Source organism: Opitutaceae bacterium (genome assembly GCA_015075305.1).
GTDB lineage: Bacteria > Verrucomicrobiota > Verrucomicrobiia > Opitutales > Opitutaceae > UBA6669.
The window spans coordinates 110,846-126,576 of record JABTUS010000003.1; the positions used below are offsets into that span (position 1 = coordinate 110,846).

Consider the following 15,731-nt stretch of genomic DNA (forward strand, 5'->3'; position numbering starts at 1 on the left):
CACTTCTGAAATGCCTTCAACCCGCGACATCCGACGCCGCATCAAGTCGGTCAAGAACACGCGCCAGATAACCCGGGCGATGGAGCTGGTGGCGGCGTCCAAGATGAAAAAGGCGCAGCATGCCGCGCTGGCTGGGCGTCCCTATGCCCAGCTCATGGCGAACATGCTGGCGGCGCTGGCACCCCGTGTGGAGGGATCCCAGCATCCCTTTCTTGCCAGACGCGAGGTGAGGACGCGCGGCATTCTTTTCATATCCACCGACAAGGGCCTGTGCGGGCCGCTCAACTCCAACCTCTTCAAGCTGGTCACGGACATCAGGACGCCGGCGAAGTTCGTGGCAGCGGGGAAAAAGGGCGCGCAGTTTCTGGCCCGCACGAAGCGTGATCTGCTCGCCGACTTCAGCATCAGCGACCGGGCGGCCTTCTCCGAGGTCCGCGTGGTCGCGGAATTCATGGTGAAGCTTTTTCTGGAAGGGACGATCGACACCGTCGAGGTCATCTATGCGCGATTCAAGAACACGCTGGTCCAGGAACCCCTGGTTCGCCCCGTGCTTCCCTTGAGCAACCTTCGCCAGTTCATCGACGCGCTGCAGCACCATGCAGGCGTGGTTGCCGATGAGTTCAACGACACGCGCGACATGCTTTTCGAGCCCAATGCGCAGTCGGTTCTGGATTCCCTGCTCCCGTTCTACGTCAACCGCCACCTGTATCAGCTCGTGCTGTCCGCCAAGGCTTCCGAGCAGAGCGCCCGCATGGTGGCGATGAAGACGGCGAAGGACAACGCGACCAAGCTGCTGGGCGACCTCACACTCGAGTACAACAAGGCGCGCCAGGCGGCGATCACCCAGGAGATTCTTGAAATCGCGGCAGCCTCGTTCGCGGCCTGATACCATTCACCCTCTTTCCTTCAAACGCCCTTTATGAATACCGGCAAGATCGTCCAAGTCATCGGCCCCGTGGTCGACGTCCAGTTCGCCGAGAACACCATTCCGCCCATCTATCAGGCGCTCACCATCGAGTTCGAAGTGTCCGGTCGGAAGGAGATCCTGACGCTGGAGGTCCAGCAGCATCTGGGCGGCGGCCTTGCGCGTGCGATTGCGATGTCCTCATCCGAGGGGCTTCGTCGCGGCATGGTTGCCGTGGATACCGGCGCGCCGATTTCGGTTCCCGTGGGCAATGGCGTGCTCGGCCGCATCTTCGACGTCACCGGCAACCCCGTTGACGGACGCGGCCCGGTTGCGCATGAGAAGCGCTACCCGATTCACCGGCCCGCTCCGGCCCTTGCCGAGCAGGACACGAAGTCGCAGATTCTCGAAACCGGCATCAAGGTCATCGATCTCATCTGCCCGTTCATGAAGGGCGGCAAAGCGGGTGCGTTCGGCGGCGCGGGAGTCGGCAAGACGGTCGTCATTCTCGAGCTCATCAACAACATTGCCAAGGCGCACGGCGGCTACTCGGTGTTTGCCGGGGTGGGTGAACGTTCGCGCGAGGGCAATGATCTTTATCACGAGATGTCCGAGGCGGGTGTCATTGACCAGAAGGACCTCAGCAAGTCGAAGGTCGCGCTCGTGTACGGCCAGATGAACGAGCCGCCGGGCGCCCGCATGCGTGTGGCCCTCTCCGCGCTGGCGATGACGGAGTATTTCCGCGACGAGAAGAACCAGGACGTGCTGCTCTTTATCGACAACATCTTCCGCTTCTCCCAGGCCGGTTCCGAAGTGTCGGCGCTGCTCGGGCGTTCGCCGTCCGCTGTCGGGTACCAGCCCACGCTGTCGAACGAGATGGGACTCCTCCAGGAGCGCATCACGTCTACAAAGAAGGGATCAATCACGTCGGTGCAGGCCGTGTATGTTCCGGCGGACGACCTCACCGATCCCGCTCCGGCAAACACCTTCGCCCACCTGGATTCAACCATCGTGCTGGAGCGCTCGATTGCCGAACTCGGCATTTATCCGGCGGTCGATCCGCTCGCCTCGGTGTCGAAAGCTCTGGAGCCGTCGGTGGTCGGCGAGGAGCACTACCGGGTTGCGCGCGAGGTGCAGCGCATTCTTCAGCGCTACAAGGATCTCCAGGACATCATCGCCATTCTCGGTCTCGACGAACTTTCGCCGGAGGACAAACTCACGGTCTATCGTGCGCGCAAGCTGCAGCGTTTCCTTTCGCAGCCGTTCTCGGTTGCGGAAGTCTTCACCGGCGCGCCGGGCAAGTACGTTCCCGTCAAGGAGACGGTCCGCGGCTTCAAGATGATCCTCGACGGCCAGCTCGATGAGGTGGCTGAAGGTGACTTCTACATGAAGGGTGGCATCGACGAGGTGCTCTCTGCTGCAAAGAAGTAGGACTGCCTCCCTGTTTTCACATGCCGCTAGCACTCGAGATCGTCACCCCTGAAGCCCGGGTTTATTCGGATACCGTCGAGACAGTGGTCATTCCCACCGTCGATGGAGAGATCGGCATTCTTCCGGGTCATATTCCGCTGCTTACGCAGGTCGAGGAAGGGGAGCTGCGCGTTGCCAGAAACGGCGTGACGGAGCTGCTCGTGATCGGCAAGGGGTTCGCGCAGGTGCAGGGTGACCGGGTCTCGGTTCTCGCGGAAAGCGCGATCACGGAGGAGAAGATCGATGTCAATGCGGTCGAGGAGGCCCGCAAGCGGGCCCAGGCTGCGCTGCTGGCGAGCAGTGATCTGGATCCTGGAGAGATCGAACGCCTCGAGGGTGTGATACGCTTCGCGGTGGCTCAGTTGACGGCGAAGTCCCGCCGCCGGAACTAGCCCGTTCCGTTCCCACTGTCGCGCTGCGGCGCAGTTTGCCGCCTGCGCGGAACACCCGCGGAGCACCTTCGTCCCACGGGTGAATTCAACGCACTCAGCGGACCTCAGAAGGCAAAGGTCGAGCGCAGGGTGAAAATCCTGCCCTGCGGCGCCACCCACGCGGCAATGGATCCATCGGGTTGAGCCATGACCGGGACAAGGTCGTCCTCGTCGAGGACGTCGCGAATGTTGAGCTGCACGTTCCAGTGTACCCGATTGTTCCATAGTTTCCGGCTGTAACCAATCCATGCGTCCACCTTGAAGTCGGACGGTCCCATATACGGCTTGGCGAGATCCGGCACCTCCAGTGTCTTGCCCTCCACCTGGGCATCGATGATCGGGTAGCCGATGCCGACCTTGTCCTGCCAGCGCGCCGCGCCGCCGATGTTCCAGCCATGAAAGCGCGAGGTGCGGTCGAAGGTGTAGTTGGTTATCAGATTCCAGCGCCATTCGCGCAGTTCGGACACATATTGGCCCTCGCGCGCAGCAAGGGAGTTGACGTCGTTGAGCAACCGTTCGTAAACACGAACCTTTAGAGATTCGCCGGATTCATCGGACAGCAGGTTGCCCGTGGCGCCGCTTGTCCATTCACCGATCCGCTCCGCTGCATACCTTCGGGTGACTGGAGCGATGTTCGCACGCTTCGCCTTCTGCTGGCTTACGTTGAATGCGATGCGCCAGTTGCTGGTTGGGTTGTAGGCGCTCTCAAATTCGAAGCCTTTTGAAGCCGTGCTTTGAGTGTCGGACATGTTTCCGGGCAGCTGGTAGGTCACATTGACTCCGCTGACCTGCGAGGGCGTCTGGACTTCCTGCCAGTTGACGAGCGCTTTCACCGTTTGGGACGGTCCCTTCCATCCTGCCGCGGCGAGCTGCGCGGGCGTGTTGTAGCGGATGATGCGGGCATCAACGTCAATCAGCGTGCCGCTCAGCCCCAGCGATGCGCGGTTGGAGGCGCTCGTGTACCAGTTGAAGCGCGCCTGCAGCTTTCCGTCCAGCAGCTCGAGGCTGAAGCCGCGGTCCTCGGTCTCGCCTCCGGGAGGTGCGATGGGCGTGCCGTAGATGTCGATGCGCGCGTCGGCCGGCTGGAAGTTCTGGGACTTGCTGTAGTGAACTGAAAAATCGATGCCCTTCGGGAAACGAAGAAACGGCGGCTTGTGCACGACAAATCCCCTGCTCCAGATGCTTTCCTCAAAGATTGACCCGGGCTGGTCAGGATATCGAAACAACGGATTGTTGAGGTCGACGAAGTTGTACGTGTCACGCACGTCCTGACCACCGTTGTTCCGATAGTCCTTCACGCGATCGTTGCGCCAGCCGATGGTTGCCACGATCCATTCCTGCTTCAATGGCCGCCCCTGATAAATCACCGCTTTGGAGTCGATGACCTGCCGGGAGAGGGAACCAGCGGTGAGTGTCCGGTAAAACACATCGTCATTCAGGGCGCTGGACACCTTCGCCTCCCGCGTGACGAATGACTTCTTGTCGCGATCCCAATACCAACCGGTGACGGTCTCGGGTTTCAGTTCGGTCTGGATTCCCTGGAGATTGACTGCAGTCGGGCTGCTAAGTTGGGCCAGGCTCGGGCCGATGTAGACCGCGGTGCGCGCAAGGCCGTTGGAGGAATTTATGTCGTCGCGGGCGCTAGCAGGATTGACGAACGCCCGATTGGCCTGGGTCCATTCCAAGTCCAGCGAGTTGGATCCTGACAGATTTCGCTCCTTGATGTCGTAGCGGTTGACATACCCGGTGAGATTGTGCCGGCCGAGCCACTGGAGCCGCTTGGTGTTCCGGGCGAAGTCCAGCTCAAGATAGGTGGTCAGGCGTTCGCTGGTCTGTTCTGATCTTGTTGTGCCGCGCGTATTGCTGGAGGCGATGAACGGACGGCCGAAGTTCGGATTGGGGGCTCCCCAGGGGAGGGTGGTGTTGACATCGATGTTGATCTGGTAACCGCGCCCGCCGGGAAACATGTCGAAGAAGCTGCGCGTCATGACTTCGCTGCTGAACGCCCCTTCCACGCCGAAGGAACCCAGGGGATGCGTCCAGTTGTGGTCATAACTGATGTTGGCGACATGGAAATCCTCCCATTCCTTTTTGTTCGGGCCGTCCAGCAGATTCTTGCGCCAGTCGAAGATCGAAGTGTCGCCGATTACATCATCGGAGTAGAATGAACCGTGCTTGATGCCGAGCGCCCTTGCCGTAGCCGATGGATACCATTGGTCTCCCTTCGTGATGGAGACCATGTTGGCCTGGAACCCCAGCGTGGGGTTGCCGCCAGGGGTGCGAGGGACTCCGACAAGGAGATTCCAGGCGTACATCATGCGCGCCGGGACTAGGGCACCGTTGGATTCGTAGACAACAGCCGGCTGCTCGAACCATTCGCCAGGGGCGCGGAGAAGATCGCGGTTGATGGTGTTGAACTCGACGGTCCCGGGACTGTGCGTGATCTTGTTGAATGCCGGGCTCCACCAACGGGTAAGGTTGTCGCGGGGAGCATCCATGCGCGGCCTGTTTGCGTCGACGGCACCCTTCTCAAAGCTGGCGTGAAGGATCCCGTTCTTGAATGGGGAGAAATGGATGACCGCGTAAAGCCGCCTGTCGCGCTCGTAGGCGAATTTCTGCTCGAATTGCTGCCTTTCATTGAGCCCCGCAATGCGGACGGCGAGTCGTCCAGGGATCACAAGCCTGTCGATATCCAGGACCGCCCGGGATGAGCCATGCTGATCCATGGAGAACTCCAGTGAAGCGGCATTCTTCATTGTTGGACGGATCAACTGGCTGTTGATGATGCCGCCGGGACTGCCGAGGCCGAACAGGGTGGCATTGGGTCCGCGGTTGATTTCCACCCGCGAGGTGTTGTAGTGTTCTGTTGCTGAAATGACTAGACTTAAAAGTCGTTATCGTTCAACCTGCAAGCATGAGCAGGAAACCGACGATTCTGACGGTCACGGCAGACCAACGTGGCGTTTTGGAGCGCTGGGTGGGCGCGCACGGTACGCCCCAGCAGGTGGTGAAGCGCTGCCGGATCATTTTGCGCAAGGCCGAAGGGCTGGACGATGCCACGATTGCGGAGGAGCTGGAGGTGAACCGGCACACCTGCCGGCTGTGGCGCCAGCGCTTTGTGTCCGCAGGTCCGCAAGGATTGTGGGACGTGGCGAATGGCCGCGGGCGCAAGCCGCGCCGAGGGCTGGCGAAAAGGATCGTCGAAGCGACGCTGCACACGAAGCCGCCGGGGCGGACGCACTGGAGCGCGCGAACCCTGGCGAAGGCGCAGGGCGTGCATGCGAGCACAGTCGCGCGTATCTGGCAGGAGCATGGGTTGCAGCCGCACCGACAGGAGACGTTCAAACTCTCCCGCGATCCACAGTTTGTGCCCAAACTGCTCGATGTGGTGGGCGTTTACCTCAACCCACCGCAAAACGCGGTGGTGCTCTGCGTGGACGAGAAAAGCCAGATTCAGGCGCTGGATCGCACGCAACCAGGCCTGCCGCTGAAGCGCGGTCGCTGCGGCACCTGGACGCACGACTACGTGCGCCATGGCACGACCACGCTGTTTGCCGCATTGAACGTGGCCGCCGGCAAGATCAGCGGCCACTGCTTCCCGCGCCACCGGCACATCGAGTTCCTGAAGTTCCTGCGACAAATCGACGCGGAATATGCCGAGGCGGACGAGCTCCATCTTATCGTCGACAATTACGGCACCCACAAACACGAGCGGGTGCAGCGCTGGCTCGCCCGGCGTCCACGCTTCAAACTGCACTTCATTCCCACCAGTTCGAGCTGGCTCAATCTGGTGGAGCGCTGGTTTGCCGAACTCACCGGCAAGGCGGTGCGTCGCGGCAGCTTCTCCAGTGTTCCCGATCTGATCAACTCGATCACCCGCTTCATCGAGCAATGGAACCAGGAGCCCACGCCATTTGTTTGGACCGCCAAGGCGGAGGACATCCTTGCCAGGATCGAACGCTGTCGTCGCCGGCTCGAGGCCATCCAGCCCGGTTGCACCCGGCGAAAGCCGCGCAAGAAGGCCGCATGATATATGTATAGTCATTTCCGCGACAGAACAGTAGCTGTCGAAGACGATCGCGGTTGGAAAGTAATCGCGCGTGAGATCGGCGCGCGCCAGGCCGCGCACGCGGTTGTTTGTCTGGGGGTTCCGCGTGACGCCGGTAAAGATGGCCGGACTGCCGATTGACGCGCCGGAATAGTTTCCGCCGAGACCGCCCGCCTCCGTGTTCCCGGTGTAGACAAGCAGACCGACGGGTCCCGTCGCGCCGACATCCTGCATGAACTCGCGTGTCACCACGGAGATGGGGCTCGCGATGTCCTTCAGATCCGTGCGTATGCGCGTGCCTGCGAGGGAGGATGTTGCGACATATCCCTTGTCCTGCTCGGAGGAGACGGTGAAAGGAGACAGCTCGATGACCTCCTCCTTTGGCAGGGGGGGATTGACTTGTTGTGCATCGGCCGGGCTGACGGATACCGCCAGCAATCCTGCGAACAGGCTGGCGAGCAGGTTCTTTTTCTTCATGGGTCGAATGGGGTTTGAAATCGGATGCATGGGGGGATGGGTGATATCTGAGGTTTTTTTGTGGGGGAGGGGAGTGTGTCTGCCTACGGTGAGGGCGCCGGTGGTTTCGTCCTGTGTTATTATCAGATCCGTGCCGGCGGCCATCTGGTCCAGTGCTGCACGCGGGGTGAAGCTGCCACGGACGGATTTGGTTCGCACACCCCGCACCAAGTCCACCGGGAAGACGATCTGTTCGCCCGCCTGCCGAGCGAACTGCTGAAGGGTGACGGCAGCGTCGCCTTCCGGCAGACGAAAGGTTCTTTTTGTCGGGTCGGCTCTGGCGGCCCATGCGATCCAAAAGAATACACAGGTTGCCACCAGTGCACGTCGACTAAGCCGCGCGTGGCGGCCGAAAGGGGTCATGGGGTGACATTGAGGGAAACAGGGAGGGATTGCACGATGAGAACGCCGTCTCTGGCGCTAACGAGCGGGGGAGGCGTTTCCGTTAGGCCGATTTTCAAGTTTTTCGGGAGCCTATGATTTGTTCGTGCGTCAGGCTCTCCGGCGCACGGGTGCTATTCCCGCTTTCTCAGCACCCATGGGCCATCGGCCGGTCTGTCCACCTCGATGCCGAAGCTGGCCTCCAGAAGGCGTGCGAACACTTCCACTTGATCGGCGCGAAAGGTTCCGGCCACGCGGACTTTTCCTGCGATGGAATCTCCGATGTTAAGCTGCCGCCGGTTGCGCATGTTGAACTCCGCGACGACGGCTGACAGCGGAAGGCTTTCGAACTCCAGTCTTACGCTTCTCCAGGCGAGTTCGCGATCGATCTCCGCAGGACTGATTTGGGTGACGAGCGGCGGCGCATCCGGTGAGGTCGTGTCAACGCGAGCTCGCTGGCCCGCCACCAGAGCGGTGGTTTGCGCTTTCTGGAGTTCACCGGCCCGCGAGGGTTCAAGCTGCACGCGACCCTCGGTCACCAGCACATCGATGGCATCGGCGCCGCGTCGCACGGCAAAGGCTGTTCCCAGTGCACGCACGGCAGCGCGGTCGACTTCAACGATGAAGGGGCGCGCCGGGTTCTTGGTCACCTCCACATGCAGTTCGCCTTCAAGCAGGCGCACGCGTCGCTCGTGCTCAGTGAAGGCGACTTCGATATGGCTGCCAAATCGGGTGTCTGCGATGGATCCATCCGGGAGCTCCAGACGATCCGGGCCGGGTATCACATGAAGACCGGGCGAAGCGGATGCAGCCGCTTCATTTTGCATGGAGACGGGTTGAGGCATGAACCGCGTCCACAGACCTGCGGTGATGGCTGCGGCCAGACCTGCGGTGAGCAGGCCGGCGCGAAGGAAATGCCGCCTTCGAAACTGCTTCGGCTCCAGCAGGTCGGGGTTGGGATGAGCGCTGTGCTCCGGCTGCCACTGTGTCAGCGAGTCCAAGGAAGTCCATGTGCCGTCCAGCCTGGCCAATGCCTCCCGGTGACGGCTGTCCTCGTGGAGCCATTGCAGGAAGGCGTCCTGCTCGGCCGCGCTCAGTCCGCGGTCGCGCCGGGCGAGCCAAACGGCCGCCTCATGCGTCAGAGCGCCATCATCCTGGGAGGAGGAATCTGATGCGTTCATGGTGCTTCCTAGGGCAGGCCGAATCTGGCGAGAAACGCCGTGCAGCGCTTCACGCCCATGACAACCTGCGCTTCCACGGTGTGCTCTGTGATGCCGAGCTGGCGGGCGATCTCCTTTTGCGGCAGGCCGTAGATTTTTCGCAGGGTGAGGACTTGGCGACAGCGCTGCGGCAATGCCTGGATGGCCTCGGTCAGGAGCTGCAGTTCCTGGTTCCGGCCGACCGTGTCCGATACCCCCGGACGGTCCTCGGCCATCTGCTCGTTCTCGGCTTCGGGCAGGCTGTCGAGCTTGAGCACCTGCATGCGACGAAGCTCGTCCAGAGCGAGATTGCGGGCCGTCGTGAAAAGCAGGGGCTTGACCGCGTAGATGCGGTCGGGGTCGTGGGCGTGCATCTGGAGTACACGCACGAAAGTCTCCTGCAGCAGATCGTCGATGTCCGTGAGCACCGGATACTTTCCCCGCAGCCAGGCACGCAGCGCTGGCACATGCGGCTGGACTTCAGCAACGAACCAACGGGTCTGATCTGATTCGGGGAGGGGCATCGCTGGTATTAACGAATGACCGTGCAGCTTCCGTTAGGATGATTCCATGGTTGGACCGTGACTTCAATTGTGCATTGCGGGAAGAGTGCGAAACGAGCCTTGGCTGGAGCGTGCGGGTCGCAGGTTTGCGAACATGAAGGTCGTGTGGTGGTTCAGTCATGCTGTGCGTAGTCCTGCGTTCTCTGGCGCATGGTTGGCCCAGGGTGGATGCGATAGAATAAGTTACTTAAGACATTGTCCTGAAATATCTAACAGTGTCGGTTATGGTTGCATGGACACGCACTTATGCAAAACCGCTTGAGTTGCCGATCCTTTTGGGGGATCGTGTGGACGAACTCAGTTATCAAACCAAATGAAATTCTTCAAATTACTACTTCCCATTGTTGCGGCAGGTGCGGTTGCCCTGAGCGCTTATGCTGCTGATTCAGGCAAGCCTGCCGGTGCGGCCGCCAAGGGTAAGAAAGCCAAGTGTTGCGTGACCGCTGTCAAGAAGGGCGAGACCTGCACGCACGCCTGCTGCGTTGAGGCTGCAAAGGAAGGCAAGAACTGCGAGAAGTGCGGCGGAAAGAATCCCAGCTAGACCTGCACGCGCTTCGTCCCGACGAAGCTCCAGCCTTGAATTCGAACCGCGGTTGAATTTCAGCCGCGGTTTTTTTATTCCTCCGCCGTGCCCCTGTACCTGCAGTATTATTTCTGGCTTCTGCTGGTTTCCGCCTGCGTGTTCGCCTTGGAGCGCCTGGCGCCACGGTCGCGCACCCAGGAGGTGCTTCGGCCCGGTTTTGTTCAGGATCTTTTCTGGATGGTTTTTAATGTGCAGTATGTGAGTTGGATGCTCGCGCTCGCATCCGTGCATGTCGCCGAATGGCTCAATCGGGCCTTCCTTCACATTGGCCTGGAGCGACCCGATACGTTGAAGCTCATTGCGAGCTGGCCGTTCTGGGCCCAGTTTGCCGTCGCTCTTCTGGTCAAGGACTTCCTGGAATGGAATATTCACCGGGCGCTTCACAGTCATCGCTGGCTGTGGCGGTTTCACAGGCTCCATCACAGCGTCGAGGTTCTCGACTGGGTTGCGACGTTTCGCTCTCACTGGTTCGAGGTCATCATCTACAAGATGATCATCTATCTCCCGCTGGTCGTGCTTGGGGTGGAGCCCGCGGTCATTTTCTGGATGCTCGTGTTTTCGCTCCTGATCTCCGAACTGAGTCACGCCAATCTCAACTTTGACTGGGGAATCCTCCGGTATGTCGTCAGTTCGCCGCGATTCCACGCCTGGCATCACGATGTCGAAATGCATGGTGAGCATGGACAGAATTTTGGCGTAACCCTTGTGCTGTGGGACTGGATTTTTGGAACCGCCCACTGGCCGGCCGGCAGGATGTCGCCTGATCGCCTTGGCCTGAAGGATGCCGGTGCCTTTCCGGGCGGCATCTGGGCTCGGTTGTGGGAGCCCTTCTTTCCCCGCAAGCGTCGCCGCCGTGCGGACGCCGCCAAATCACGGGCGTCCACGCGGCCCGAGTGAAGCTTGGCCCGGCGCAGGCCGGGTGGAGGGTCGGCGGGCGACAAAATGAAAAGCCATCCGGAACGAATCCGGATGGCTTTGAATGCATGGCTAACCTGCGCGAAAGGCTATTTGCGGCGGCTCTTGATGAAGCGTGCGAAGATGCCGAGACCCAGCGCACCAGCTCCCACCAAAAGCGCGGTAGCGATGTTGGTATCGGGAACGTGCACGCCGTTTGTCGCGAGCTGAAGAATGAATGATGTCATGGACGGGATGATTTCGGGGGCTGTGATGCAAAGTCTGGCACCATTTGCTGGAAGCCAACTTGTCGCTGCCAACCGCGTGAAAACGCGGTGGGCGCGGGGAAACTATTTGCGGAGGCTTTTGATGAAGCGTGCGAAGAGGCCCAGACCCAGGGCACTTGCTCCCACAAGCAGCGCGGTCGCGGTGTTTGAGTCAGGGACTGTTTGCGCGGGGGCCGCCGCAAGAAATGCGATCAATGATGTCACCGGCTTGAATGTTTTCGTGAACTTAGGATTGCGAACTCGGGGGTGGTTGTTCGGAAGCGGGGCTCACCTGTCAGCGGGATAAATCGGGGGCGGTGGAGAAGCTTCGTGGAGATGAGGAAACCAATAAAAGAGCCATTCGAGATGAATCTTGGATGGCTCTGAATTCAGGTCGAACCAGCGCAGATGCTATCTGCGGAGGCTCTTGATGAAGCGTGCGAAGAGGCCCAGACCCAAGGCACCGATGCCGAGCAGCAGCGCGGTCGCGATGTTTGAGTCCGGAACATTGTTTGGCACTGTCTGCGCAAGATGAAGAGCAACGTATATCATAGCAGTAACAGTTTTGGGATTGTTTAGACGAACTAACGTACTACTGGTAGCATAAATTGCGCCGTTGCGTTGGCGAGTTCGCTAGTGGTGTCCAACTAGCTCACATGCACGGCTTAACACAATTCGATCGCCAGGTGCCAGGTATTGACAAACCAGGCGATGTGTAAGGTCTGGCGACAATGATGTCGCGTAAACGACCTATCGACGCGACGGGCCAGGGTGCTGCATTCGCACCATTTGACATCACTGAGGGTCAGCCGACCTTGTGCTGTCATGAAAGAACGTCTGAACTACGCCGCGGTATCACCGAAGGGCGTCGAGGCGATGCGCGCGTTGGAAACCCATGTGCGCCAGTCCGGCCTTGACCACTCACTGCTCGAACTCATCAAGACGCGGGCCTCGCAGATCAACGGATGCGCCTTCTGCCTTGACATGCATACGAAGGATGCCCGCGCCGCCGGTGAAACCGAACAGCGGCTCTACGGTCTGAGTGCCTGGCGTGAGGCACCCTACTACAATGCGCGGGAGCGCGCGGCCCTGGCATGGACCGAAGCGGTGACCTTGGTCAGCGAAAGCCATGTGTCCGATGATGCCTACGAGGAGGTGCGCCGGCATTTCGATGAGCCGGAACTCGTGAACCTGACCATGGCCATTGTTGCGATCAACGGCTGGAACCGTCTCGCGATCGCCTTTCGCAAGGAGGCGGGCACGTATCAGCCTCCTGGGAAGCGACCGCACGGCGGAGCGTGATGGATTCCTCCTCCGTCGCGCATCAATCGAGATCGATCGCCCTTCCACCTTCCCGTTTGTCGAGGCTCCGAAACGCGAACATCGTCTCGCTTTCGACAATGCCCTCCGTCTTGAGCAGCGCATCCGTGATCACTGATTCGATCTTGTCCACCGATTCGGACCTGATGACCGCAATCAGATCGAAACGACCAGACACCGAGTAGACTTCCGCAATGTCAGGAATCTCGAGCAGTTTTTCGGCGGTACCCGTCACTTTGCGGTGGTCAATCTTCAACATGACGATGGCGGTTGGCATGACGCTTCCATGAAACATTCCTGCAGCCAACGCAAGCCGGGGCGGCCCTGCCGGGAGATCAGCGGGGTCGCCGGACCCATGCGGGCGGCGCGCGACCGGGGGCCGCGTGCCGTTTGACGAACAACCAGAATCATGAATTCAAACGAACAACGCGTCCGGGCGACGAGGCTTCGGGACCTTCACCAGGGGCCTGGAATCCTTGTGCTGCCGAATGCCTGGGACTGCACAAGCGCCCGGCTCTTCGAGGAGGCGGGCTTTCCCGCGATAGCCACGACCAGCGGTGGCGTGGCGGCCGTACTCGGCTATGCGGACGGACAGCATGTCAGCGCCGGCGAAATGCTGCTGCTGGTCGGCCGCATTGCGGAAACGGTTGCCGTGCCGGTGACGGCCGATCTCGAGGCTGGATACGGGCAATCGGCGGGTGAAATCGCGGAGGTCATGCGGCAGGCCATTTCAGCCGGTGTGGTGGGGGTCAATCTTGAGGATGGCCGGGGTGCCGGTCGGCCGCTCGCGAAAACTGCGGATCAGGCCGAGATCATTGGAGCGGTGCGCGAGGTCGCGTTGTCCGCAGGCATTCCTCTCGTGATCAATGCGCGGGTGGATGTTTTCCTGCGGGCAGCGCCCGGCGATCCCGCAGGCCTGCTTGATCAGGCCGTGGAGCGCGCCCGGGCCTACTGTGGGGCGGGAGCGGACTCGATCTTTCCGATTGGATTGAGAGATTGTGAAACCATCTCGCGATTCGTTCGTGATGTGGGCTGCCCGGTGAACATCATGGCGGGGCACGGGGCTCCGGCGATCGCCGAACTCGAACGGATCGGTGTGCGACGGGTGACCTTTGGCAGTGCAATGATGCGCGCCACGCTGCCGTTGGTTTGGAGCATGGCAAAGGACATGCGCGCCCGTGGTGAGTCGAGCCCGCTTGAACAAGGCGATTTCACGCATGCTGCCGTGAACGCTCTTTTCAACCGGAAATGAGATTGCGCCACAGATGGTGATGCAGACCGGAGAGGAACCACGGATCGAACCGGATGAACGCGGGATGATGCGCGTTCAAAGCGAATTCGCGACGCGCTGACTGGGGAATGGTCGGCGTTACCGGGCCTCACTGGCCCACTCGGAGGCCAGCCGCGCGGCGAAGACGCGATCTCCGATGTACAGCGGGGAAAAATCAAACACGCGATTGAAGCGCTCGATCAGGGGGTGCGCGCGCAGCGCTTTTCTTTTCAACGGCGAGCGCTTGAGTTCATCCGTGAACCGCTTTGTGAGCTTTGTGGCTCCGCTTTCATGGACATCCCGGCGGTTGTCATATTCGGCCGGAGCGTGCTGTCCCACCGCGGCGATATAAAAGTGCGCCAGCTCATGATAGAAGGCACGCAGAAGGGAATGCTTGCGGTCCGCCAGTCGATCGATGCGAAGTTGAATGGTGGTGCCGAAACCGGCCATGTAGGTGACATCCGTGGCGAATGCGCCTGGATCTGTCACGATTTTCGGTGCCTCGGCATCATACCGTGCCCACCAGCGGCGCAATACATCGCGAACCTCATCCTCCAGCGTGTCAAAAATCAGCCAGAAGAGCGCGTGGATTTCCTCTGGTGTCGGCAAGTTTGGCGATTCGACCATTGCAAAGTCATTATTCGGCTGGAAAGGGCAGGGGCTGAAGGAGTCAATCCATTGCAGGCTCCGGTCCTAGGGAGTCCTTGGAGTTTCCTTGGTGCAAGCATGCATGTCTAAGATGAATTACCTACGTTGGACAGCGGATCCTGGTTTGGCCTCATGGAAGGGTCGACTGCGAGATGTCCGGCGTTGTGAACCAACGCGCGTCCCCTGGGCATGACAAAGCATGCCCCTCGTGCGGAGGGGGGGGATTCCAGCGGGGGGGGGGAATGCAAGCAAAGAGGGAGGAGAGAGGGTGCAGGCAAAAATGGAGGCTGGCAGGTCGCGGGGCGCGGGAATGCTCACTTTGAGGATTTTCATATGGGGAAACACGCTTCTACTTCTTCGAAATGAACATCCTCTCGATCCAGTCGCATGTTGCGTACGGGCATGTTGGCAATGCATCGGCGGTGTTTCCGATGCAGCGACTCGGACACGAGGTCTGGCCGATCCATACCGTCCAGTTCTCCAATCACACCGGATATGGCGCCTGGAAGGGCCGCGTTTTCGATGGAGGCATGATTGAGGAATGCGTCGAAGGCATTGAAATGCGCGGCGTGCTGGGCTCCTGCGACGGAGTGCTTTCGGGTTACATGGGGTCATCCGACATCGGAGAGGCGATCCTCGGTTCGGTTGCCAAGGTCAGGGCGGCCAATCCGCGGGCGCGCTATTGCTGCGATCCCGTCATCGGCGATGTCGGGCGCGGGGTGTTTGTGCGTCCCGGAATCCCCGAGTTCATGAAATCCAGGGCGGTGCCATCCGCCGATGTGATCACGCCGAACCATTGGGAGCTTGATTTTCTGTCGGGTTTCGAGACGCGAACGCTCGCTGCAACACGAAAGGCGATCGCTGCGGTGCACGATCTGGGGCCGGGCGTGATTCTCGTGACGTCGCTTCACACCGAGGAGACGCCGGAGGACAGCATCGATCTGGTGGCGTCGGACACCGAACGCCTGTTTCGCGTGCGCACACCCCGGCTGCCGGTGTCGGTGAATGGTGCGGGTGATGCGATTGCCGCGCTGTTTTTCGTTCACTGGCTGGGAGGCGGATCGGTCGCTGACGCGCTGGCCAGGGCGAGTGCGTCGGTGTACGGTCTTCTCAAACGAACAGCCGCGGCGAACTCGCGGGAGATCCTGACGGTGACGGCCCAGGATGAATTTGTTTCGCCGACGCATCGCTTCGACGTGGAAGCTCTTTGAACAACCGGCTTTCCGGACGTGCGCCCC

Annotated in this window: 16 protein-coding genes; 9 read left to right on the forward strand and 7 right to left on the reverse strand. The window is 60.5% G+C overall.

The annotated features are described in order from the left end of the window. Positions 1-10: 10 nt before the first annotated feature. The 3 genes from atpG to atpC are packed head-to-tail and all read left to right on the forward strand — an operon-like array spanning position 11 to position 2,766. Positions 11-886 carry an ATP synthase F1 subunit gamma gene (atpG, locus tag HS122_07250; protein ID MBE7538191.1) on the forward strand — a complete coding sequence of 292 codons (876 nt, stop codon included), beginning with the start codon at positions 11-13 and terminating at the stop codon, positions 884-886. A 33-nt stretch (positions 887-919) separates the two neighbouring features. Then, positions 920-2,335, forward strand: coding sequence for a F0F1 ATP synthase subunit beta (gene atpD, locus HS122_07255; GenBank protein ID MBE7538192.1), 1,416 nt, complete (start codon positions 920-922; stop codon positions 2,333-2,335). 20 nt (positions 2,336-2,355) lie between these two features. Then, complete coding sequence (atpC, locus tag HS122_07260; GenBank protein MBE7538193.1) at positions 2,356-2,766, forward strand: ATP synthase F1 subunit epsilon; 411 nt, start codon at positions 2,356-2,358, stop codon at positions 2,764-2,766. Between the two features lie 104 nt (positions 2,767-2,870). On the opposite strand, the gene HS122_07265 is transcribed toward atpC, so the two are convergent. Then, positions 2,871-5,648 (reverse strand): hypothetical protein, encoded by a 2,778-nt coding sequence (locus HS122_07265; GenBank protein ID MBE7538194.1) that lies wholly within the window; start codon positions 5,646-5,648, stop codon positions 2,871-2,873. A gap of 71 nt (positions 5,649-5,719) precedes the next feature. Here HS122_07265 and HS122_07270 point away from each other — a divergent pair, with 71 nt between their 5' ends. Continuing rightward, positions 5,720-6,835: an IS630 family transposase gene (locus HS122_07270; GenBank protein ID MBE7538195.1), complete on the forward strand. Its 1,116-nt coding sequence runs from the start codon at positions 5,720-5,722 to the stop codon at positions 6,833-6,835. Between the two features lie 1,049 nt (positions 6,836-7,884). On the opposite strand, the gene HS122_07275 is transcribed toward HS122_07270, so the two are convergent. After that, on the reverse strand, positions 7,885-8,931 hold the full coding sequence (locus HS122_07275) for a FecR domain-containing protein (GenBank protein ID MBE7538196.1): 1,047 nt from the start codon (positions 8,929-8,931) through the stop codon (positions 7,885-7,887). An 8-nt stretch (positions 8,932-8,939) separates the two neighbouring features. Next, a complete protein-coding gene (locus HS122_07280; GenBank protein MBE7538197.1) occupies positions 8,940-9,473 on the reverse strand; it encodes a sigma-70 family RNA polymerase sigma factor in 534 nt (177 codons plus the stop codon). Between the two features lie 352 nt (positions 9,474-9,825). Here HS122_07280 and HS122_07285 point away from each other — a divergent pair, with 352 nt between their 5' ends. Further along, positions 9,826-10,053 (forward strand): hypothetical protein, encoded by a 228-nt coding sequence (locus HS122_07285; GenBank protein ID MBE7538198.1) that lies wholly within the window; start codon positions 9,826-9,828, stop codon positions 10,051-10,053. A gap of 87 nt (positions 10,054-10,140) precedes the next feature. Next, positions 10,141-10,992 carry a sterol desaturase family protein gene (locus tag HS122_07290; GenBank protein ID MBE7538199.1) on the forward strand — a complete coding sequence of 284 codons (852 nt, stop codon included), beginning with the start codon at positions 10,141-10,143 and terminating at the stop codon, positions 10,990-10,992. 107 nt (positions 10,993-11,099) lie between these two features. On the opposite strand, the gene HS122_07295 is transcribed toward HS122_07290, so the two are convergent. Next, on the reverse strand, positions 11,100-11,237 hold the full coding sequence (locus HS122_07295; protein ID MBE7538200.1) for a hypothetical protein: 138 nt from the start codon (positions 11,235-11,237) through the stop codon (positions 11,100-11,102). Positions 11,238-11,666: 429 nt separating this feature from the next. Next, the gene (locus HS122_07300) at positions 11,667-11,807 is read right to left on the reverse strand and encodes a hypothetical protein (protein ID MBE7538201.1); all 141 of its coding nucleotides are present in this window, start codon (positions 11,805-11,807) and stop codon (positions 11,667-11,669) included. Positions 11,808-12,080: 273 nt separating this feature from the next. Between HS122_07300 and HS122_07305 the strand changes: the two genes are divergently transcribed. After that, a complete protein-coding gene (locus HS122_07305; GenBank protein ID MBE7538202.1) occupies positions 12,081-12,557 on the forward strand; it encodes a carboxymuconolactone decarboxylase family protein in 477 nt (158 codons plus the stop codon). A gap of 22 nt (positions 12,558-12,579) precedes the next feature. On the opposite strand, the gene HS122_07310 is transcribed toward HS122_07305, so the two are convergent. After that, a complete protein-coding gene (locus HS122_07310) occupies positions 12,580-12,852 on the reverse strand; it encodes an Lrp/AsnC ligand binding domain-containing protein (protein MBE7538203.1) in 273 nt (90 codons plus the stop codon). Between the two features lie 132 nt (positions 12,853-12,984). Between HS122_07310 and HS122_07315 the strand changes: the two genes are divergently transcribed. Further along, positions 12,985-13,827 carry an isocitrate lyase/phosphoenolpyruvate mutase family protein gene (locus HS122_07315; protein ID MBE7538204.1) on the forward strand — a complete coding sequence of 281 codons (843 nt, stop codon included), beginning with the start codon at positions 12,985-12,987 and terminating at the stop codon, positions 13,825-13,827. A 117-nt stretch (positions 13,828-13,944) separates the two neighbouring features. On the opposite strand, the gene HS122_07320 is transcribed toward HS122_07315, so the two are convergent. Further along, the gene (locus HS122_07320; protein ID MBE7538205.1) at positions 13,945-14,454 is read right to left on the reverse strand and encodes a hypothetical protein; all 510 of its coding nucleotides are present in this window, start codon (positions 14,452-14,454) and stop codon (positions 13,945-13,947) included. Positions 14,455-14,855: 401 nt separating this feature from the next. Here HS122_07320 and pdxY point away from each other — a divergent pair, with 401 nt between their 5' ends. Further along, positions 14,856-15,704, forward strand: a complete 849-nt coding sequence (pdxY, locus tag HS122_07325; GenBank protein ID MBE7538206.1) for a pyridoxal kinase PdxY — start codon at positions 14,856-14,858, stop codon at positions 15,702-15,704. The last annotated feature ends 27 nt before the right edge of the window (positions 15,705-15,731 follow it).